Source organism: Bacillus sp. B1(2022) (assembly GCF_040259625.1).
In the GTDB taxonomy this organism is placed as follows: domain Bacteria; phylum Bacillota; class Bacilli; order Bacillales; family Bacillaceae; genus Bacillus; species Bacillus velezensis.
Window position 1 is genome coordinate 242929 of record NZ_JANIFO010000002.1, and the last position, 20128, is coordinate 263056.

Annotated in this window: 25 protein-coding genes, 1 tRNA gene and 1 riboswitch; of the genes, 8 read left to right on the plus strand and 18 right to left on the minus strand. The window is 45.0% G+C overall.

Annotated elements, in window-relative coordinates; translation table 11 throughout:
* Positions 1-11: 11 nt before the first annotated feature.
* Positions 12-848: a lipoate--protein ligase family protein gene (locus NQS30_RS04845; protein ID WP_167340752.1), complete on the minus strand. Its 837-nt coding sequence runs from the start codon at positions 846-848 to the stop codon at positions 12-14.
* Between the two features lie 193 nt (positions 849-1041).
* Between NQS30_RS04845 and NQS30_RS04850 the strand changes: the two genes are divergently transcribed.
* Positions 1042-1422, plus strand: coding sequence for a rhodanese-like domain-containing protein (locus NQS30_RS04850; RefSeq protein WP_007408335.1), 381 nt, complete (start codon positions 1042-1044; stop codon positions 1420-1422).
* A gap of 52 nt (positions 1423-1474) precedes the next feature.
* On the opposite strand, the gene gcvPB is transcribed toward NQS30_RS04850, so the two are convergent.
* From gcvPB to gcvT, 3 genes are read right to left on the minus strand one after another with little or no spacing between them, the layout of a single operon-like run.
* On the minus strand, positions 1475-2950 hold the full coding sequence (gcvPB, locus tag NQS30_RS04855; RefSeq protein WP_007408334.1) for an aminomethyl-transferring glycine dehydrogenase subunit GcvPB: 1476 nt from the start codon (positions 2948-2950) through the stop codon (positions 1475-1477).
* A complete protein-coding gene (gene gcvPA, locus NQS30_RS04860; RefSeq protein ID WP_059368121.1) occupies positions 2943-4289 on the minus strand; it encodes an aminomethyl-transferring glycine dehydrogenase subunit GcvPA in 1347 nt (448 codons plus the stop codon). Before gcvPA ends, gcvPB begins: the two co-directional genes overlap by 8 nt.
* 14 nt (positions 4290-4303) lie before the next feature.
* Entirely contained in the window at positions 4304-5404 is a 1101-nt protein-coding gene (gcvT, locus tag NQS30_RS04865; protein ID WP_025284994.1) for a glycine cleavage system aminomethyltransferase GcvT, read from the minus strand.
* 178 nt (positions 5405-5582) lie between these two features.
* Positions 5583-5683, minus strand: a riboswitch (glycine riboswitch).
* A 144-nt stretch (positions 5684-5827) separates the two neighbouring features.
* Here gcvT and NQS30_RS04870 point away from each other — a divergent pair.
* The 4 genes from NQS30_RS04870 to sinR all read left to right on the plus strand — a co-directional run bounded on the left by NQS30_RS04870 (position 5828) and on the right by sinR (position 9033).
* Positions 5828-7498: a DEAD/DEAH box helicase gene (locus tag NQS30_RS04870; RefSeq protein WP_132105375.1), complete on the plus strand. Its 1671-nt coding sequence runs from the start codon at positions 5828-5830 to the stop codon at positions 7496-7498.
* A 21-nt stretch (positions 7499-7519) separates the two neighbouring features.
* Positions 7520-8314, plus strand: coding sequence for a YqhG family protein (locus tag NQS30_RS04875; protein ID WP_208480294.1), 795 nt, complete (start codon positions 7520-7522; stop codon positions 8312-8314).
* 176 nt (positions 8315-8490) lie between these two features.
* Positions 8491-8664 carry an anti-repressor SinI gene (gene sinI / locus NQS30_RS04880; protein ID WP_003153105.1) on the plus strand — a complete coding sequence of 58 codons (174 nt, stop codon included), beginning with the start codon at positions 8491-8493 and terminating at the stop codon, positions 8662-8664.
* A gap of 33 nt (positions 8665-8697) precedes the next feature.
* Complete coding sequence (sinR, locus tag NQS30_RS04885; protein WP_003153104.1) at positions 8698-9033, plus strand: transcriptional regulator SinR; 336 nt, start codon at positions 8698-8700, stop codon at positions 9031-9033.
* A gap of 47 nt (positions 9034-9080) precedes the next feature.
* Here sinR and tasA read toward each other — a convergent pair whose 3' ends face one another.
* The 3 genes from tasA to tapA all read right to left on the minus strand — a co-directional run bounded on the left by tasA (position 9081) and on the right by tapA (position 11158).
* Positions 9081-9866 carry a biofilm matrix protein TasA gene (gene tasA / locus NQS30_RS04890; protein ID WP_007408329.1) on the minus strand — a complete coding sequence of 262 codons (786 nt, stop codon included), beginning with the start codon at positions 9864-9866 and terminating at the stop codon, positions 9081-9083.
* A 64-nt stretch (positions 9867-9930) separates the two neighbouring features.
* Positions 9931-10515, minus strand: coding sequence for a signal peptidase I SipW (gene sipW / locus NQS30_RS04895; protein WP_015240205.1), 585 nt, complete (start codon positions 10513-10515; stop codon positions 9931-9933).
* Positions 10487-11158, minus strand: coding sequence for an amyloid fiber anchoring/assembly protein TapA (gene tapA / locus NQS30_RS04900; RefSeq protein ID WP_124692843.1), 672 nt, complete (start codon positions 11156-11158; stop codon positions 10487-10489). The genes sipW and tapA overlap by 29 nt, the downstream gene beginning before the upstream one ends.
* A 258-nt stretch (positions 11159-11416) precedes the next feature.
* Between tapA and NQS30_RS04905 the strand changes: the two genes are divergently transcribed.
* Complete coding sequence (locus NQS30_RS04905; RefSeq protein ID WP_012117979.1) at positions 11417-11746, plus strand: DUF3889 domain-containing protein; 330 nt, start codon at positions 11417-11419, stop codon at positions 11744-11746.
* Between the two features lie 39 nt (positions 11747-11785).
* On the opposite strand, the gene NQS30_RS04910 is transcribed toward NQS30_RS04905, so the two are convergent.
* From NQS30_RS04910 to NQS30_RS04950, 9 genes are all read right to left on the minus strand, one after another.
* Positions 11786-11965, minus strand: coding sequence for a YqzE family protein (locus NQS30_RS04910; RefSeq protein WP_003153093.1), 180 nt, complete (start codon positions 11963-11965; stop codon positions 11786-11788).
* Between the two features lie 56 nt (positions 11966-12021).
* On the minus strand, positions 12022-12399 hold the full coding sequence (gene comGG, locus NQS30_RS04915) for a competence type IV pilus minor pilin ComGG (protein ID WP_015240208.1): 378 nt from the start codon (positions 12397-12399) through the stop codon (positions 12022-12024).
* Positions 12400-12900, minus strand: coding sequence for a competence type IV pilus minor pilin ComGF (comGF, locus tag NQS30_RS04920; RefSeq protein ID WP_256994853.1), 501 nt, complete (start codon positions 12898-12900; stop codon positions 12400-12402). It lies immediately after the preceding gene.
* Positions 12809-13123 carry a competence type IV pilus minor pilin ComGE gene (gene comGE, locus NQS30_RS04925; RefSeq protein ID WP_012117982.1) on the minus strand — a complete coding sequence of 105 codons (315 nt, stop codon included), beginning with the start codon at positions 13121-13123 and terminating at the stop codon, positions 12809-12811. The genes comGF and comGE overlap by 92 nt, the downstream gene beginning before the upstream one ends.
* Entirely contained in the window at positions 13107-13544 is a 438-nt protein-coding gene (gene comGD, locus NQS30_RS04930; protein ID WP_015240210.1) for a competence type IV pilus minor pilin ComGD, read from the minus strand. Before comGD ends, comGE begins: the two co-directional genes overlap by 17 nt.
* Positions 13534-13842 (minus strand): competence type IV pilus major pilin ComGC, encoded by a 309-nt coding sequence (gene comGC / locus NQS30_RS04935; protein WP_003153087.1) that lies wholly within the window; start codon positions 13840-13842, stop codon positions 13534-13536. Before comGC ends, comGD begins: the two co-directional genes overlap by 11 nt.
* Before the next feature lie 4 nt (positions 13843-13846).
* Positions 13847-14884: a competence type IV pilus assembly protein ComGB gene (gene comGB, locus NQS30_RS04940; RefSeq protein ID WP_218791295.1), complete on the minus strand. Its 1038-nt coding sequence runs from the start codon at positions 14882-14884 to the stop codon at positions 13847-13849.
* Positions 14871-15941, minus strand: coding sequence for a competence type IV pilus ATPase ComGA (comGA, locus tag NQS30_RS04945; protein WP_124692840.1), 1071 nt, complete (start codon positions 15939-15941; stop codon positions 14871-14873). Before comGA ends, comGB begins: the two co-directional genes overlap by 14 nt.
* A 192-nt stretch (positions 15942-16133) precedes the next feature.
* Positions 16134-17084 carry a magnesium transporter CorA family protein gene (locus tag NQS30_RS04950; RefSeq protein WP_007408319.1) on the minus strand — a complete coding sequence of 317 codons (951 nt, stop codon included), beginning with the start codon at positions 17082-17084 and terminating at the stop codon, positions 16134-16136.
* Between the two features lie 145 nt (positions 17085-17229).
* Between NQS30_RS04950 and NQS30_RS04955 the strand changes: the two genes are divergently transcribed.
* Complete coding sequence (locus tag NQS30_RS04955) at positions 17230-18531, plus strand: hemolysin family protein (RefSeq protein WP_012117986.1); 1302 nt, start codon at positions 17230-17232, stop codon at positions 18529-18531.
* A gap of 37 nt (positions 18532-18568) precedes the next feature.
* Here NQS30_RS04955 and NQS30_RS04960 read toward each other — a convergent pair whose 3' ends face one another.
* Complete coding sequence (locus NQS30_RS04960) at positions 18569-19399, minus strand: STAS domain-containing protein (RefSeq protein ID WP_007408317.1); 831 nt, start codon at positions 19397-19399, stop codon at positions 18569-18571.
* 71 nt (positions 19400-19470) lie between these two features.
* Here NQS30_RS04960 and NQS30_RS04965 point away from each other — a divergent pair.
* Positions 19471-19541, plus strand: a tRNA-Gln gene (locus tag NQS30_RS04965).
* Between the two features lie 64 nt (positions 19542-19605).
* On the opposite strand, the gene NQS30_RS04970 is transcribed toward NQS30_RS04965, so the two are convergent.
* Positions 19606-19986, minus strand: coding sequence for a Spx/MgsR family RNA polymerase-binding regulatory protein (locus NQS30_RS04970; protein ID WP_003153079.1), 381 nt, complete (start codon positions 19984-19986; stop codon positions 19606-19608).
* Between the last annotated feature and the right edge of the window lie 142 nt (positions 19987-20128).

Below are 20128 nucleotides of genomic sequence, written 5' to 3' on the forward strand. Positions count from 1 at the left end.
GTCAAGCCTTATCAGCGCTTATAATTCCATTCATCAGACGCGTATTTCGTCTCAGCCAGCTCATTGACAAATGCAAGCTCTTCAGACGTGAGTGTGTAAGGCTCAAGATGAATGTTCAGCCCTTCCTCAAAACCGGCTTTAAAAGCGATTCTGGCCTCATCCATCGTTACCCGTTTCGGTGCTAAGGCGTTGATGGCTACCGCTTTGTTTTTGAAATTCCGCTGCATGCGCTCACGGACTCTGTCGCTCGGATATAAAAACAGATCAAACAGCTTATCCTCATCAATGTCAAGCAGGATGGAACCGTGCTGAAGAATGACGCCTTTTTGGCGTGTCTGTGCGCTTCCGGCAACTTTCCGTCCTTCGACGACCAGTTCATACCACGAAGGCGCATCAAAGCAGACGGACGAGCGCGGATTTTTCAAGCTTTCTTTTTCTTTCTCCGTTCGCGGAATCGCAAAGTAGGCATCAAGTCCAAGGTTTCTGAATCCCTGCAGAATACCTTCTGAAATCACCCGGTACGCCTCTGTCACCGTGGCCGGCATTTCCGGGTGATCCTCTGAAACGATTACGCTGTATGTCAATTCTTTATCATGCAGAACACCCCGTCCGCCTGTCGGTCTTCTGACAAACCCGAGGCCGTGTTTATGTACTGCGTCAAAGTTAATTTCCTTCTTAATATTTTGAAAATACCCGACAGACAAAGCTGCCGGATTCCAGCCGTAAAAACGGATCACCGGAGGAATTTTTTTTTGGCTGTGCCAATATAAAAGCGCTTCATCCAGCGCCATGTTAAATGCCGGGCTTTCATTCCCTGAGTCAATAAACCGCCATGTTTCTTTTTCCATACACTGAACCCTTCTTTATCGTTTTAATAAAATCAGTTTAACAAACTGCCTTGAAAATGAAAAATATTTCGTTTCATTAAGGATGACAATCGCTTCATGCTTTACTATAATAGTATTTGTCCCAAAACGTCCGGTAAGCCTTGTTTTCAGGAAGCGGGGCTTTGATTTTATAAGCTAAAGGAGTAGAATCGCATTGTCTAATATGATTGCTTTAATTATTGTTGCGGCGTTTATCGTTTATATGATCGTGTCGTATTTTTACCAGCAGCGTTTAATGAAAACACTTACGGAAGAGGAATTCCGCGCGGGCTACAGAAAAGCGCAGCTGATTGACGTCCGTGAACCGAATGAATTTGAAGGCGGCCATATTCTCGGCGCGCGCAACATTCCGCTGTCACAGCTGAAACAGCGCAAAAGTGAAATCCGTCCTGATAAACCCGTTTATCTGTACTGCCAAAACAATGTCCGCAGCGGACGCGCGGCACAGACGCTCCGCAAACACGGCTGTAAAGATATTTACAACCTGAAAGGCGGATTTAAAAAATGGGGCGGAAAAATTAAAGCAAAAAACTAATCATAAAAAAGAGCTTCCGTATAAAACGGACAGCTCTTTTTTTTACACCGTGTCAGCGGCTGCCGTCAAGTGTACGTTCGTATTTTAAAACGGGCTTTCTTGCCGCCTTGGTTTCATCCATTCTTTTGACAACTGTTGTATGCGGCGCCTCCTGAACGATTTCAGGCGATTCCTCCGCTTCCCGCGCAATTTGAATCATGGCATCTATAAACGCATCTAGCGTTTCCTTTGATTCCGTTTCCGTCGGTTCGATCATGATGCTTTCTTCAACATTGAGAGGAAAATACACAGTCGGCGGATGATAGCCGAAATCCAAAAGCCGTTTGGCAATATCAAGCGTTCGTACGCCGAGCTTTTTCTGCCTTCTTCCCGATAACACAAATTCATGCTTGCAATGACGGTCATACGGGAGATCATAATAAGGCGCGAGTCTTCTCATCATATAATTTGCATTTAAAACCGCGTTTTCGGTCACAGCTTTTAAGCCGTCAGGCCCCATGGAACGGATATACGTGTAGGCTCTGACATTAATGCCGAAGTTGCCGTAATAAGGTTTTACGCGCCCGATCGACTGCGGCCGGTCATAGTCAAAAGTCAAACGGCCCTCTTTTTTCGTGAGAACGGGTTTCGGCAGATACGGAATGAATTCTTTTTTCACTCCGACCGGACCTGAGCCCGGTCCTCCCCCGCCGTGCGGCCCGGTAAATGTTTTATGCAGATTAAGGTGAACGACGTCAAATCCCATATCTCCCGGTCTTGCTTTACTTAAAACGGCATTTAAATTCGCTCCGTCATAATAAAGCTTTCCGCCGGCCTGATGGACGATTTCAGCCATTTCCGTAATGTTTTCCTCAAATAACCCGAGGGTGTTCGGATTCGTCAGCATCAGCGCCGCTGTTTCTTCGTTTACCGCTCTTTTCAAATCTTCAATGTCAACCAGCCCGTGCTCATTTGACTTAACGGTAATCGTTTCAAAACCGGCGACCGTGGCGGATGCCGGATTCGTACCGTGGGCTGAATCAGGGACAATCACCTTCGTCCGTCCGAAGTCTCCCCGCGCTTCGTGATAGGCGCGGATCATCATCAGGCCGGTCCATTCGCCGTGAGCGCCCGCCGCAGGCTGCAGCGTCACCTCGTCCATGCCCGTAATCTCCTCCAAGTGTCCGCTTAAATCGTATAAAAGCTCAAGCGCCCCCTGAACCGTGTCCTCGTCCTGAAGCGGATGAATGGCGGAAAAACCTGCGATCCGGGCAATTTTTTCATTTAATTTCGGATTGTATTTCATCGTACAGGAGCCGAGCGGATAAAAGCCTGAATCAACTCCGTGGTTCCTCTTAGAAAGAGCGGTATAATGCCGCATAATATCGAGCTCTGATACTTCCGGCAGCTTTGCGTCTTCATCGCGGATATAGTCACCGGGAAGAAGGCTTTCAAGCTCTGTTTCCGGCACATCAAGCTCCGGAAGGCTGTAACCGATACGCCCTTCGCGGGACATTTCAAAAATAAGCGCCTGATCTTGATTATTCATGTTGATCCCCCAATCCCGCAATAAGCGAATCGATCTCTTCTTTTGTTCTCAGCTCTGTGACGGCAATGAGCATATGCTGATTCAGTTCCGGATACGCAAGGCCTAAGTCATATCCGCCGATTATGCCGTCTTGCAGGAGCCGCCGGTTTGCTTCCTTGACGGGAAGATTCAGCCTGACGGCAAATTCATTAAATATCGGGCCGTCAAATGCTACGTGCAAGCCGGCTTTTTCCGCTTGGCGTCTCGCGTAATCAGCTTTCAATATATTTTGGCGGGCCATGTCTTTGACGCCGTTTTTTCCGAGCGCCGTCATCGCGGCTGAAGCCGCTAAAGCATTCAGCGCCTGATTTGAACAAATGTTAGACGTGGCTTTGTCTCTTCTGATATGCTGCTCGCGCGCCTGAAGAGTGAGAACAAAACCTCTTCGCCCGTTTTCATCCTCCGTTTGACCGACAAGCCGGCCCGGCACCTTTCTCATCAGTTTTTTCGTTACTGCAAAATAGCCGCAGTGCGGGCCGCCGAACGCCGCAGGTATGCCGAAAGGCTGCGCGTCCCCGACGACGATATCAGCTCCGTATGCCCCGGGCGGTGTCAAAATACCGAGCGCGAGCGGGTTTGAAGAAACAATCAGCTGGCTGTTTCCTTTATGTGCGAGCGGCTCAATGTCCTTTAACGGCTCGATTTGTCCGAAGAAGTTCGGATACTGGACGATCACGGCGGCCGTTTCATCACAAACGGCATGTTCCAATGCTTCAAGATCTGTGACGCCGTTTTTCGCGGGGACCTCTACAACCTCAATATATTGGCCCTTTGCGTATGTTTTCAAAACATCCCGCGATTCCGGATGAACGGCTGCGGAAATGACGATTTTTTTCTTTTTCGTATGTCCCGACGCAAGCATCGCCGCTTCCGCCAGCGCCGTTCCCCCGTCGTACATAGAGGAGTTTGCGATATCCATTCCCGTTAATTCACAGATCATCGTTTGAAATTCAAAAATCGCCTGCAGCTCTCCTTGTGAGATTTCAGGCTGGTAAGGCGTATATGCCGTGTAAAACTCTGATCGGGATATCACATGATCGACGATAACCGGCTGGTAGTGATCGTACACTCCTGCGCCCAGAAAAGATGCATATGTAACAGCGTCTTTATTTTTCGCCGCAAGCTTCGTCAGCTCTCTCGTCAGCTCTGTTTCTGATTTTGCTTTTTTAATTTGGTAGTCTTTTTGAAACCGTACATTTTCCGGAATATCGGCAAACAGTTCATCAATTGTTTCTGCGCCGATGGCTTTCAGCATTTCTTTTTTATCCTGTTCTGTCGCGGGCAAATATCGATGCTTCATATGACTCTCCTTTTTCAGCTCTGTTTTGGACGTTTATAAAACGGTGTGCGGACAATCTTCGCTTTTACCGTTTTTTTACGGATTTCCACTTCTACTTCCGTTCCGACTTCACTGAATTCCGTTTTGATTAAGGCAAGGCCGATATTTTTCTTTAAAGTCGGAGATTGCGTGCCTGTCGTGACTTCACCGATCGGAACACCGTCTTTTTTCACGGCGTATCCGTGTCTCGGAATCCCTTTTTCAATCATCTCAAGTCCGACCAGCTTTCGCGGAGCTCCTTTTTCTTTCTGTTCGCGCAATACAGACTTCCCGAAAAAATCGGAATCTTTCTTGTGTTTCACGGCAAATCCGATTCCGGCTTCAATCGGTGTAATATCTTTCGTCAATTCCTGACCGTATAAAGCAAGCTTCGCTTCAAATCTCAGCGTATCACGGGCGCCGAGGCCGCACGGAACGAGGCCTTCATGCTCTCCCGCTGCAAGTATCTCCTTAAATAGATGAACCGCATCTTCATTGCGGCAATATAACTCAAATCCGTCTTCACCGGTATAGCCTGTTCTTGAAAGCAGGACTTGTCGTCCGGCAACGTCCGCCCCATCAATAAACGTAAACGGCTTTAAGGAGGACAAATCACATTCAGTCAGCTTCGTAAGAACCGACTGAGCATTCGGCCCCTGAACGGCAAGCAGTGAAATCCCGTCAGACTGATTCGTCAGCGTGACATCGCCTTCCGCATGTTCCGTCAGCCAAGCGATGTCTTTTTCAATATTAGACGCGTTAATCACGAGCAGATAGCAGCTCTCGCTTTTCTGATAGATCAGCAAGTCATCGACCGTACCGCCGTCAGGATAACACATGGCGGTATAAAGCGCGTTTCCCGGCTTTAAATCGGCAACGTCATTTGTCATCATTTTTTGCAGAAAAGACAGGGCGTCTTTACCGGATACTTCAACTTCTCCCATATGGGACACATCAAACAGGCCCGCTTTTGTGCGGACGGCTTCATGCTCCTCTTTAATAGAAGAAAATTGAACCGGCAGCTCCCATCCTCCAAAATCAATCGTTTTTCCGCCGTATTCTTTATACACGTCATAAAGCGGTGTTCGTTTCAGCATCATCTTCCCCCTTCAGTCATTGGCGCATTGTAAAAACATATAAAAAAGGACAGAGAAACACCTCATGAAAATGAAGGTTTCTCTGTCCCGGCACCTGAAAGTTTACTTTATGAACATATCATAAAGACGTCCCCTTTGGTGGCCTGCTTCTTCTAAGTGCAGACACTCTCCAGAGTTGCGTCGAGCAAGAGTTCTTTTGCCTGAGAGATTCACTCCGCAGTTTGCTCCTTCGGCGCCCGGACGCCCATCTTTCGTCCGAGTCTCTCCCCTTGCTGTCATTCGCTCATATTTACCAATTTTATGGACATACTAAAGCAATATCTTTTAGTGAAATCATTACTTATATCCTACCACCCTCATTTACGTCCGGCAACAAAAATTATGATAAATCAGTTTTTTAAAAGAAAGGCGGTTTTGTTACATATGACAGCAGAGATCATATTTGATGCAAACTGGCCGGGAGAGTTTTCTGAGCGGCTGAAAACGGACGGTCCCTGGTCAAATTGGGAGATGTACAAACTGTCGGCTGAAGTCCAGCAGACCCTTGCCATTCCTGAATTTGAAGGGTTGAGGGCTCCTTTATACCTGCCCGATTTCACTCCGCTTCCCCATCAGCTTGAGGTCGCGCAGAAAGTCGTTGAAAAAATGAACGGCAAGGCGATTTTGGCTGATGAAGTGGGGCTCGGAAAAACGGTGGAAGCGGGCCTGATTTTAAAAGAATATATGATTCGCGGGCTGGCCAAAAAAATCCTGATTCTTGTGCCGGCATCACTCGTTTCCCAGTGGGTGAAAGAGCTTCAGGAGAAGTTTTTAATACCCGCTGTTGAACAGAAGAAAAGCTATGTGTGGGAACAGTGCGATATCGTCGTTTCTTCTATTGATACGGCCAAACGCTCGCCTCACAAAGACATTGTGCTTTCTATTCCGTATGATCTCGTCATTATTGACGAGGCGCACAAGCTCAAAAACAGCAAAACGAAAAATTATGAATTTGCGAGAAGTCTTGTGAAGAAATACTGCCTGCTTCTGACGGCGACGCCGATTCAAAACCGGATCGAAGAAATCTTCAATTTAGTGTCACTGTTAAAGCCCGGCCATTTAGGAAACGAAAGCGGATTTCAAGAAACCTTCAATCAGAAGGACGGGATTGACGCTCATGAGCATTTGAAAGAACTCGTCAATAAGGTGATGATCCGCAACACGCGGAGCGACACCGGCCTTACATGGACGAAGCGCCACGTGGAAACAGTGCCGATCACCTTTTCACCGACGGAACAGGCGCTTTACGATGACATCGTCGCACTGAAAAACGGCACGGAAAAGCCCGCAAGCGCATTTTCCATTATGACGCTGCAAAGAGAGTGCTGTTCAAGCAGGGAAGCCGTGTATATGACGCTCAAAAAAATGCTTGACCAAAAAGACAAACAAGCGCCCGCATTCGATGATCAGACGATCGCTAATTTAATGGACCGCATCAATCAAGTCACGCAAAACTCAAAAGCGATTCAAGTTGTTGACTTGATCCAAAAGATTAATGATAAAGTCATTATTTTTACTGAATACAGGGCGACACAGATTTACCTGCAATGGTTCCTTCAGCAGAACGGCATAAGCTCCGTTCCGTTCAGAGGCGGATTTAAACGCGGAAAAAAAGACTGGATGAAGGATCTCTTCCGCGGCAAAGTGCAGGTGCTGATCGCTACAGAAGCCGGAGGCGAAGGGATCAACCTGCAATTCTGCAACCATATTATCAATTATGACCTCCCGTGGAACCCGATGCGGCTTGAACAAAGAATCGGAAGGATTCACAGACTCGGTCAGGAAAGAGATGTCCATATCTACAATATGGCGACAAAACATACGGTGGAAGAGCATATTTTAAAACTTCTGTATGACAAAATTCATTTATTTGAAAATGTCGTCGGAGAATTAGATGACATTTTAACAAAAATCAAAGTGAGCAATTTTGAAGATCATTTGCATGATATTTTATGCCATTCGCTGACAGAGGAAGAAATGAGAATCAAAATGGACAATCTCACCTCTTTTCTGTCGTACGATACGGAAAAGCCCGCCAGAAAAAAAGGATCTTAATCTAAAAGGAGGAAGCGCGACATGAGACAGCAGGAGGTTCACGAATTTTTACTGCGCTTTTTTGAAGCGAACCACTGTCCGATTACAGAACACGGGCCGGGTTTTATGACGGTTCAGTTGACGGTCGAGATGGACAAACAAATTATGAACCGCCCGTTTTATTGGCATTGGCGTGAAAAAACGGGCGGCGAACCGAACCCGATGAAGATCACGTTCATCACTGATAAAGAAACGGCTCCGGAGGATATGGACGGCGAATTTATTTACTTTGGAGCCCCGCGCCTCTTTCAAATCTTTCAAGCAGTTAAACAAAATGGGAGATTTACAAGAATATATGAGAAAATTGTATCAGCCGGAGCCAGAGTGCCGCTTCAGCCCTGGCTTGGATTAAATGTAGTGATTTCATACCAATCCGACATGAAAAAAGACAGACTTTTGTCTTTAGGCCTGCATCTTGTTTCTGGAACAATTATAGAGGGGTTTCAGCAGAAGCTTGCACCGCTTCCGCTGACCTCGCAAATATCAGACTATTGCTTTACCATATCGCCGATGATTAAGCCGGAAAGCGGAATTAAAAGAATGGAGCATTACTTAAAAGACGCTGCCGCCAAAGAGCCGTCAGACTGGGCTGACAGCGCGATCGCCAGATGGAAAAAGGACCTCGGGCTGCTCGATCAGTTTTATGAGCAGACAGAGGAAAAACCTGAGGAATACCATTTGGAAAAACAAGCGCTGAAAGCCTTATATCAGCCGAAAATTCACATTCAGATTGAAAACGGCGGTTTATTTTTCCTGCAAAGTAATTTTTCTGGATAAGCGTTATCCATTCGACACCTTTCCCGTTTTTTCTGGAAATTCTATATTATAATAAAAGTATATAGAAAAAATTTCTGGCGTTTCGCATGCGATGAATCACTTCCAGACATGTAAAGATAAGGTCATGGGCGGATTGGCTGAAATACATAAACAAGTATTTTAGGAGGAGAAAATGCATGAAAAATGCAAAAATGGAATTTTCACAATTAGATAAGGAATGGGTTGAGCTGATATTAGAAGCCCAAAAAGCAAATATCAGCCTAGAAGAAATACGCAAATACCTGCTTTCGCATAAAAAGTCTTCTCAACATATCCAGGCAGCCAGAAGTCATACCGTAAATCCTTTCTGAATGTGCTATAATATCACAAGGAAGGTGATGACATTGATTGGCCAGCGTATTAAACAATACCGAAAAGAAAAAGGCTACTCACTATCAGAACTAGCTGAAAAAGCTGGGGTAGCGAAGTCTTATTTAAGCTCAATAGAACGAAATTTACAGACGAACCCCTCCATTCAATTTCTCGAAAAAGTCTCCGCTGTTCTGGACGTCTCGGTTCATACTTTACTTGATGAAAAACATGAAACCGAATACGATGGTCAATTAGATAGTGAATGGGAGAAATTGGTTCGCGATGCGATGACATCCGGGGTATCAAAAAAACAATTTCGTGAATTTTTAGATTATCAAAAATGGAGAAAAGCGCAAAAAGAGGAGTAGTGCCGCCATATGTGCACAACTCCTCTTTTAACTGTCCGACTTTCGGATTAGTTTTTATCCTCACTGTGAGCCTTTTCATTTTCCTTGACGTAACCGTCTTTATCCGTATGATCTTTCGTAATGGTCAAGCCGTTCCATTGCGTTGCTTCAAAAGAGAATTGAAGAGAAATCGCATTGCCTTGGAACTTGTTTTGCACACTTAATCCGTCCGCAGTTTTTGCGGTGTCATTTTTAAATTGGATTTCCATTCTCACCTGGTCATAATCAGCAGGCGTTTTCGGAACTCCGTCGTACTCAGGAGCTGTTTTGCCGTTAATGGTTGCTACATTGACTTTTCCGCTCTCACTCAGGAATTTCGGATCAATGTGCTTGCTGATCGCTTCGGCAGCTGCTTTATCCTGTTTTGTTGACATTAAGTATAAGTCTTTCAGGCTGGCCGCCTTCAAAATGATATTTTTAGGATAGCCGTTGCCCCCTTCTTTACCGACTGTCAGAACCGTAATTTCAAACTGACTGAGGAAATCCTCCGCAGATTCATTTCCTTTCTTTGCTCCTTTAAAGTCAGTAAAATTCAAAGCCATCAGCACTTCTTTAATAGCAAGTGAACCATTGTTTCTGAATTCAAAATCTTTCGTCAATTTATCACCTGGTTTTAAGTTTGACAAATTGACATTGGCTGATTGTTCTTTAGCCGATAAATCAAGTGTTCCTGACGCAAATGTAGCGTCTGTCGACTTCACATCATTAAATGCGGCCCATGTGCCTCCTCCTACTAATGCTAAACCGAGTGCGGCTGAGGCAACGCCCAAGCTTAATTTCTTTTTCATACCCATGTTTGTACTCTCCCCTTACTTTTTATTTTTGTTATCAAATCCTGTCGCCAGGTTGCAACCGTATTCATGTGGAGATGGTTCCCTTTTTCGCATGTTCTTCCAGCGCTTTCGTTTTCCGCTCAATATCGCGGAGGGCGCTGACGATGACTGTTATTGAGTAAATCAAAAGCATGACGCCGGGAACGATTAACAGAATCGCCGTTCCGATCGGCTGGCTGGCCAAATGGATGACATATCCGGCATACGGAAGCTGATATCCCGTATACTGGGCCGCCACTTTTTCAGCTTGAACGGGTGCGGCATCCGGGGCGGCATTATGGTCCCCTTTTGTCTCAAACAGCAGGTTCCCGTCCTTTTTTGTGATACCGATTATTCTGTGTGTGACGGCTGTTCCGTCATCTTGCGTAAAGGTGATCACATCCCCTTTTTCTAAGTCATTCACGTCAGAAATTTTCTTTACCGCTATGAGCGAACCCGTCTTAAATTCCGGGTCCATTGAACCCGACAGCACGGATTTCAGCGTATAGCCGAAGATGGCCGGCTCACCCCCGGAAGCCCGGGTCGAAATCACCGTTAACGTCAGCACAATAATCAAGCTGAAGATGACGGCATACAAAATATTACTGATCAGTTTCAGCGTTTTTTTCATGTTCTTCCCCGCTTTCTTTTACCGGCTCAGCCGGCTCTTTCTCCGTTTTCTTTAGATCGGAAACGGTCGCCTGTTCCCGGCATTTGACGAGTTTCATCGGTTTTGACCACTCAAATTTTTCTTCGTCCGCCGGATACCCTTCAGGCTTGTAAACCTTGAATGCGTATATGCCTGGCTTCAAAGACCGCTTTGACTTAATTTTATAAATCGTTTTGCTTTTTTTATCAGTAATAAGCCCTTTTTCCACAACATTGCCGTTTCGTAAAGGCTGCTGCTGAGAAGCGATTTTATGGAGCTCCCATTTCCAGTCAGAAACAGTCCGCTCTTTTCCCTTATTCTCCAGCTCGGCATAGAGCTGAAGCGGCGCACACACGGTGCCTGACGTATCAGTTTGATTTGTTATATGTAAATCACTTTGATCCCAGCGTTCGTCATAACGGCAATCGTCATCCGCATATTGAAAATCTCCGCACGTTTGAACCTGGAGACTGAAGCTTTTCACAACATTGAAGGAGGAACTTGTATCACCTGTGAACTGAGCACATATCGTCACGGACAGGCAAAAAATGAACGAAAGCCGTAAAAATAGCATCATCCGCCATCTCACCTTTCCCTTTTTTTCCATTCGCAACAATCGGAACATGCCTTACCCCCTGTAAAACTGTTAATAAATATGACAACCGTTCTCTTTAAAGAACTGTATGAACAAAGTATAATCAAGGATTATCGTCTTGAAAAATGTCAAAATCGGTCAAATTGTTCGTTTTTGAGAATGGTATCTTTTAAAAACAGCGTTTTGCTTCAAATTACACACCTTTTTGGAATTTTTTTTAATAAAACGTGAGAAAATAACGAGGTGCCTAGAACAAAATGGAAAGTATATACAGCGAAAGGACGAAGAATGATGATCAAACAAAGTCTGATTTGCCTTTCTCTTCTTGTTTTCGGGGTTTCAGGAACAGCTCAGGCGGAAACGGTGCCTTATTATGCTGTTCACCATAAATCAAAATGGGAAAAGTTAGCAGAAAAGGAAGCTAAAAAAAGATATCCTCTCGCCCAAACGTTATTTATTCAAAAGGTGTGGGATCGGAAAAGAACGGACGAAGCAGTCAAGCAATACCACTTGACATTGCGGGATGGCGCAAAAGAATTTGGCGTGTTTGTTACGATTTCTTTTAATCCCTACAGCCAAAAGGTAAATAAAATTGCCGTCATTGAGGAATACCAATAAGGCCCTCCTGTATCAGGAGGGCCTTTCGTGTGATTCACTTTATTTTTTCCGCTGCATCCACAGCTTAAAACTATACGGCAATATTCCGAACCAGTGCTGAGAAGCCGGCACTTTCTTTTCTTTCCGCACTTCTTTTCGCTCTCTCCGTTCCTGTTTCGGCGTATCGAAATATTTAACGAATTGCTCAGTCATATATTTTACATAATCATTTGTTTTCACGGCTCTCACCTCATAGTGCTGTCTTTACTATGAAGTGTTGTCCCGCCGCCTCTTTTTTATACTTCCGTCCATTGAATCAGCTGTTTCTTCTTCTGATCGAACAAAAGGTGAGCCCCCCGTCTCGTTCCGGTCGTTGTTTCCGCCTGAATTGTAACCTGAACCGTTTCCCGGCGATCACTCCCCGTGATGTGAAAAGAAACGGTGCCATACGGAAAACGCTGTGTACCAGTTTGGACCTTTTGTCCCTGTGTCATATGGCGGCTTGACAGCAGCACGCCGTTTTGGAGCAGATTCTCTCCGATCCAGTACTCCCCGGCCTCTTTTGCAAATGTTTTTCGGGTGATGAAATCAGACGAAGTATAGCTGATGACAAGTAAAACTGCGGCAGAAACAAACAGAACCGCGGGATATATAAAACCGTCAGATTTGTACATTTAATCACCTTTAAAAGAGCTGTAAACCGGAATGACCGCCTGATTCTTTTGACCTGCAACGCTTGAGATCTCTAATAAGAGCAGGCCGTTTTTCACATCAGCCGTTAATGATGCCGCGTTTTGCAGGATCGGCACGTGGCCTTTTCCGTTTACTCTTTTCCTTATCATCTTATGATAAATTTCAAAACGCACTTCTTCGCCTCCGGTTTTCCGGCATGCTAACGTCCGTCCGCCGTCCGCCGGCTTCACAGCCTCAGCCTGTTTACATTCGTTCATGATCTGCTGAACGGCAATTTGATGCTCCCGGCTGTCTAATCCGCCGTTATCGGCCCGGTTTGATAAAAACAGATGTAAAATCGGGCCCAAGGTGCCTGATAGGAAAAGACAGACTGCCAAGGAGAACAAAACATTAAGAAGCGTAAAGCCAGTCTGTTTTGAGAATGCTGAGGCACATTTCTTTTTCGCTGCGGTCAGCCGTACACACTTTGTAATACTCACCATCCTCCTTCCACTTCACACCGGGAGACGGCGGCTTTTTTCCGGTCATCATATAAGTGCTGATATGTTTCTGAAGAAGCTGGTACGCTTCCTGGCGATCTTCTATTTTCAGACCATCTGTCAGCATGCCCGTCCAGACCGGAATGATAGACGTCATAAGGAACAGCCAAATGGCCATTGCTGATAGTGTTTCAATAGTAGAGAACCCCTTATTTCCGTTTAGCATGAACATTTCCGCTCCCTAAGTAAACTGTGATCTCATAGGTGAACCCGGCGCTCTTCAATTGAATCTTTCCTCCCGAATTCGGATGGCCTTTTTCGTTAAATTCAAGGCTCTCCGGTAAAGTCACAAGTGTAATGTGAAGCGAATCAAAGGAACGCTCGAGAATCTTTCCGCCTGACTGCAGTTTGTATTTATGCTCTTTTGGAAGAAAAGTGATTTTTGTTCTTTTATGTTCTGCGATAGCCGTTTCCTGAGCAAGCTGAATATCTTTTTGGAGCTGCTCTGTTTTTTGCCGCACGGCAAGGTGGGTGTAGGCCGGCGGAACCGTCGTGAACAAAACCGTCAGCAGGACGGACGCCAGGCTTAACACAATCAGGCTTTCAAGAAGGGTAAACCCATTTTCTGTCCGCCTGTTATTGTTCAACTGTAACTTCTCCGCCACTAATTAAGATCTGTTTACCATTCGGGCAGGCTGTATTCTTTTTGATATACCCCTCTGATTGTAAATCGTTCATATCCGGCATTTTACCTTCATGATCGATTTCGTACGCCGTCACTTGGGCTTTCACCATATTCTGCAGTCCTTCACAGCCTTTATGCTGAATGCTTTGATTATGTTTTGTAACGTTAGGAATGGTGATTAAAAGCAGAATGGAAACGATAAATAAAACGATCAGCATTTCAATTAAAGTAAATCCATCTTGATTTTTCAGACGAAGCACTCCCTTACATTTGGTTCATCATCTGGTACATCGGCATCAGCATTGACATGTAGACAATTAAAATCATACCGGCCACAACACCGTAAATGACAGGCTGGAGAATGCCGGTATACTTCGCCGCGTTTTGTTCAAGACGCTCCATCATAAACTGGCTGTACGTATAAAGTTCGCGGTGAAGCCGGCCGTTTGCCTGTCCGTGGCTGACTGCAGCCGCAAGGTCTTTTTCATAACACGGATGCCCGGAAAGAGCGGATTCTATGGTTTCTCCGGCTTTCAGACGTGTAATGAGCATCTCTGCTTCTTCACGATAAAAAGGCAGAAAAGATTGTTCTTTAAAAGCTGTTAAGCTGTCATAGATAGATAGGCCGGATTTCAGAAGACTGCTGAGCTGTAAAGAGAAAAAGTAGCTGTTAAAAAGAACGGCCGCTTTTCCCAAGAGGGGTATTTTCACAACAATCAGCATTTTATCTTGCGGGGATTTTTTCTTACATAAGAACCAAACATACAAAAACAAGCAGAAAGCGGCGGACAGCGCCAGTGCGCAGGCTTCATGAAAATGCCCAAAAAATGCAAAGATGAAAGCAGTCGCACCGGATGTATTCATATTCATTGATTGATAAATCCCAGAAAACTGCGGAATAATTAAAGTTTGCAGGATATAAAACATGACGCAGACGGAAGATATTAAAAACATCGGATACCGGAGCATTTTTTTGATTTGATTCGTCTGCATAAGCTTTCTCTGTAACAAGTCGCCGCTTTGTTTCATCGCCCCCGGCAATTCCCCGTGTTTCTCCGCGAAATAGCAGATAGAGACGGCTTCTTTGTGAAAAGACAGTGCCTCAAGCACTTGGTAAAACGCATCACCTTCCCTCAGCCGGCGGATTCCGTCCGTCAGCTCTGCAAGCTGACGTTTATGCAGCTGGAGTTTCAGCAGCCTGAGCCCTTCAATCAGACTGTATCCTTTTTCTGTCATTTCACCGAGCCTTTTCAAAAAAGCCGCTTGATCCTTCAAGGGCCAGGTTCGTTTAATCCGCTTCATGATACACCCACCGATCGTAATTGTCGGTCGTGACATAGCCGAGTGCAATTCCTTTTCTGATCAGCCTGCGGAGCGTCTGATATTGAAAATTGGCGTGCTTTCCCTTTGCTTCCTGAAAGCATTGGGTGAGGTTTTTCCCGTAGAGCAGTTCATAAATGCCCGCACGGCGTGTCTGCCTGTACATCCGGCAGTACACGGAACAGTTTTCCTCTTTGCAGAACGGACATGTTAAATCAACCAGACGCTGAGCGGCAATGGCAATGACGGTTTGTTCAATTTCTGTCATGTTCACGCCGAACTCCAGCAGCCTGTATATGGCGCCCTTAGCATCTCTTGTATGCAGGCTTGAAAGAACGAGGTGTCCCGTCATGGCCGCGCGGACTGCGATTTCAGCCGTCTCGGCATCCCTGATTTCCCCTAAGATGATCATATCGGGATCATGTCTTAAAATCGCTTTTAAACCGGCGGAATATGTGACTCCGGCTTTTTCATTCACCTGAACTTGCAGCACATCCTCATCTCTTGTTTCTACGGGGTCTTCAAGCGTGACAATCCGCCGGTTGAAATGCCTTTTTGCATAGTTGACAAGCGAGTAAAGAGTGGTCGTTTTTCCAGATCCGGTGGGGCCGGTAAACAGAAGCAGACCGTGCGAATGCTTCAGAAAGGACAATAGTGCGGCGCCCGCCCCCCGAAATAAGGACAATTTATCCAGAGGGGGAATCTGCCGCTTAGGCAAAAGCCTGATGACAAGACTTTCATCATTCATTGTCGGCAAGGTTGACATTCTCAAATGAACGGTTTCCGTCGGAAGCGGCAGAGACAATGACCCGTTTTGCGGCTTACGTCTTTCTCCTATATCCATGGCCGATAAAAACTTAAAATGAGAAATTAGCCTTACGCATTCCTCTTTTTTTAAGACTCTTTTTTTCACAAGAGCATGGCCGATGCGAAAATGAATGAAAGCATCCTTTTCTCTCGGCACAATGTGTATATCTGAAGCCCTTGCCGTATAGGCCTCGTTTATGATGTTCCTGCTGTATGTTTCTATATTTTCCACAAGACTTCCCTCCTTCCGCACGTATTGTAAATCAGATACACAAAAGCCGGCAAAGGAGAGATTATGCGTTTTACAGTGTGTAAAACGTAAAAAAATAAAAAATAAGCCACCTGACATTGATTTACCGAATGAAATCCGGAACCATTCGGCCATTTTCAGCCATCAAAAAAAGCAGGCGTATGCCTGCTCTTCTTAGCGTTTCTTTTCTTTCCGCAAATATTTTTTTTGATGCTCCCTCAAAATGTCCCCTGTCCAGCCTTTCTGCCGCAGATAAATATAAATCAGCAGGGTTGATACAATAATGAGCACGATGGAACAGATATACGCATATTTCCAATGAAGCTCCGGCATGTTATCAAAGTTCATCCCCCAGAGAGCTCCAAGCGCCGTCATCGGTGTAAAGAGAGTTGTAAAGATCGTCAAGGCTTTCACAATTTCATTTCCTCTTTGGGAGGTAATGACTTCCTCGGCGTGCAGCAGATTGCTCAATTCCTGATCAAACTCATTGATATATGTAATTCCTCTTTCCATCTTTTGATGAGCTCTGAGGTAATCTTTCTGCCTGTCATTTTTCGGGAGAAAAGCTTCTTTTAAAGCCATTTCCACTTTTTTAGCCCCCAGTGTAAGGCCTTTCCAAATGAACAGCTCATGGCGCAGTTTATGCACATTTTCCAAGATTCCTTTGCTGTTGTCATCATGAATCTGCCATTTCAGCGTCCGCTGCTTGACTTCAAATTCATCCAGTCCGATCAGATAGGAATTCATCAGCTCTCCCAGCAGAACAAAAAAGCCTTCAATCGGATTTTCACAGGTTTGGATCTGCTGTGTGGCATGCTTTTCTTTTACACCGCGCAGCAGCGAAAAATCAAAATTAATTGTAAAAAAGAAGTCTCTCGTAATATAAAAGTGAAATACGGTATGGTTTTTTTCATCATCTAATCCTTGATGATAGATTAAAGAACCGAAAACCGCTTCATTATTCTGATCATTTGTATCTGAGCGCAGAAAGTTTATATGATTTTCATGTTCAAACCACTTTTCGCATTGCGGCCAGTGATTGTGATGAATCATTTTTTTCGCTTCTGTTTTTTCATGCGGACCGAGCTGGTACCACAGCCAGTCCGCACCCGAATGTACCTTCATCTCTTGTCATCCTCCAGTATCGCTTTCTTGTTTTATTACCGTAAATGAAGCAGGCTAAACCAGGTTCGATGTTTGAGCAGCTTTCTACAGTGGTATTATTCCGAAAAAAGGGAGGTGCAAGCCTTCCTTCGCGGAAGGCGTTACATTGTATATCATCAAACTGTCTGCCATCGTACTATTTATTTTATTAACGGCGTGTTTTGTCGCCATAGAGTTTTCAATCGTTAAAGCAAGGCGCTCCCGCATTAATCAGCTCATTGAGGAAGATGTAAAAGGAGCAAAAGCAGCCAAGCATGTCATTACCCACCTCGATGAATATTTATCGGCATGCCAATTGGGCATCACCGTCACCGCTTTGGGAATCGGCTGGCTGGGTGAACCGACAGTCAAAGCAATGCTTCAGCCGTTATTTTTAAAAACCGGAGTTCACGAAGCGGTTGCCCAAGTCCTGTCATTGATCATCGCTTTTCTGCTGGTTACATATGTGAATGTCGTTATCGGCGAACTCGCCCCGAAAAGTTTTGCTATCCAAAAAGCCGAGCGGATTACACTTTTGTCTGCCAGACCGATGATTTTGTTTTATAAGTTAATGTTTCCGTTCATCTGGCTGCTCAATCATTCCGCCCGCCTGATTACAGCCATGTTCGGCTTGAAGCCTGCTTCCGAACATGAAATGGCTTATACGGAAGAGGAATTGCGGGTGCTCCTTGCCGAAAGCTATCGAAGCGGCATGATTAAAAAAAGCGAGCTGCATTACGTAAATAACATTTTTACATTTGATAAGCGCACTGCCAAAGAAATTATGGTGCCCCGGAATGAAATGGTGAGTCTGCCGTTAGACAGCGGATCGGGACATATGCTCCGGGACATTATCAAAACAAATAAATATACCCGGTATCCCGTAGTAAAAGGAGATAAAGATCATGTAGTCGGCATCATCAATATAAAAGAAGTTTTATTCAGATTCCTGTCAGAAGGAGCGGCGTTTACAAAACACGAACTCAGCCCTTACATCCAGCCGGCGATCCATGTGATTGAGACGATTCCGATTTATCAATTATTCGTTAAAATGCAGCGGGAACACGCCCATATGGCCATTCTCATTGATGAGTACGGCGGAACCGCGGGATTAGTAACGGCGGAAGACATCATTGAAGAGATCGTCGGCGAAATCCGCGACGAATTTGATACGGATGAAACACCTTCCGTTCAAAAGCTTGGGAAGAACCGCTATCTCCTGAACGCCAAATTGCTGATCAGCGACGTCAATGATGTACTCGGAACAGAGATTACGGCTGATCAAGTCGATACACTCGGGGGCTGGTTTCTTACTCAGCATATTGACGCGAAGCCCGGGAGCACCATTGATTTTGAAGGCTACACATTTACGGTAAAAGAAATCGACAGCCATCATATCATTACGATTGAAGCTGAAAAAGCTGAATAGCTGAGGGAGACATCCCTCCCGGCCATTCAGCTTTTTATCATCTTAATGATTCTTTTACGATAAATCCGTTTTTTGCCAGCGCTTTCGCCAGACTCTGCTCCGTTTTCACCTGAGAAAAATCGATGCCGAGCTTCACGACGGTCTGCGCGATTTCCGGCCTGATGCCTGAGATTGTCGTTTCTATGCCAAGAAGTTTTGTGCTGTCAATCACTTTAAAAATCTGATAAGCGACCATCGTATCCACAATCGGCACACCTGATATATCTAAAAATAAATAAGAAAGACGGAGTGAAGAACATTGGTCAAGCACCGATTCCAAAATCATTTTTGCCCGGTAGGTGTCAATTTCGCCGACGAGCGGCAAAATTCCAATACCGTCGGCAATCGGCATAATCGGCGCACTTAGTTCGTTAATCATTTCTTTTTGGGCGTTTAATTGTGTAACCGTCACTTTATAATATTCCTCTGTAAATACTTCAATCATATGGTCAATTGCTTTGTTCAGCTTCTCTCCCCAATGGAATACCGCATTCGCCCCAGGCTTCTCAGACATTGTTTCACAGCACGTCTGTATGCGGTTCCAGACCAATCTCCGGAATTCTTTAAAGCTCGTGACGCTTTCATAGACCGGTACTTCATGGACGGCCCGGTCCCTTGCGAACTGAAGCGCCCATTTTGTCAGCTCCTCTTCCCCGCCGTCTTTTTCCGATAAAATGCCGGCAACGATTTCAATTAACAGACGGTGCTGCATTTCCGCTTTCTGATCATCTGAAGGCCGCCCCGATTTTGGTATGAGCAGCCACTGGCGTGTGATTTCACCTGATTCTTCAATTAAGGTTCGAGATAATGTTTCACTCAAATGTTTCACGTGTCTCCTCCATTCAAATTCCTTTGTATGTATAAATCGGCGCCGGACGCACATACTGTAATTACATCCGATGGGCTATAGCCAAGCGGTAAGGCAATGGACTTTGACTCCGTGATCGTTGGTTCGAATCCAGCTAGCCCAGTCCCGCAACCGCAAAAAACGAAGATTAGCTGATAAATTTTGATCAGCGGATCTTCGTTTTTCTCTTATGATACAGATTGATGTACCGTTTTTTTCTTCGTCAGCTTCATCAGTTCTCCCGGATTGTATCCGATAACGAGCTTATTTCGATCGATCAGAATCGGACGCCGCAGCAGTTTCGGCTTCTCAGTCAAAAGCTTCAGCACTTCATTTACAGTCATTTCTTCAATGTTCAGGTTGAGATTTTTAAATGTTTGACTTCTCGTCGCCAATATTTCATCAATTCCTTCAGTCGTTAATGATAAGATCTGCTTCAATTCATCAATTGTCGGTGTCTCCCTGAATAGATGGCGCTCTTGAAAGTCAACATTGTGGGCTTTTAACCAATGTTTCGTTTTTCGGCATGATGTGCAGCTCGGGTATGAATAAAAAATAAGTTCTTTCATTTTTAAAAATTCCTCCCTCGGATAATCCGTCTCTTTGTTAACATAAGTACCCTGAACTTTTTTTCATTAAACATATTTCCAAAAAGATTTTTCGGATCTTTTTCAGAGAGCGGCATAAGATATAAAACACAGGGAAAGACAT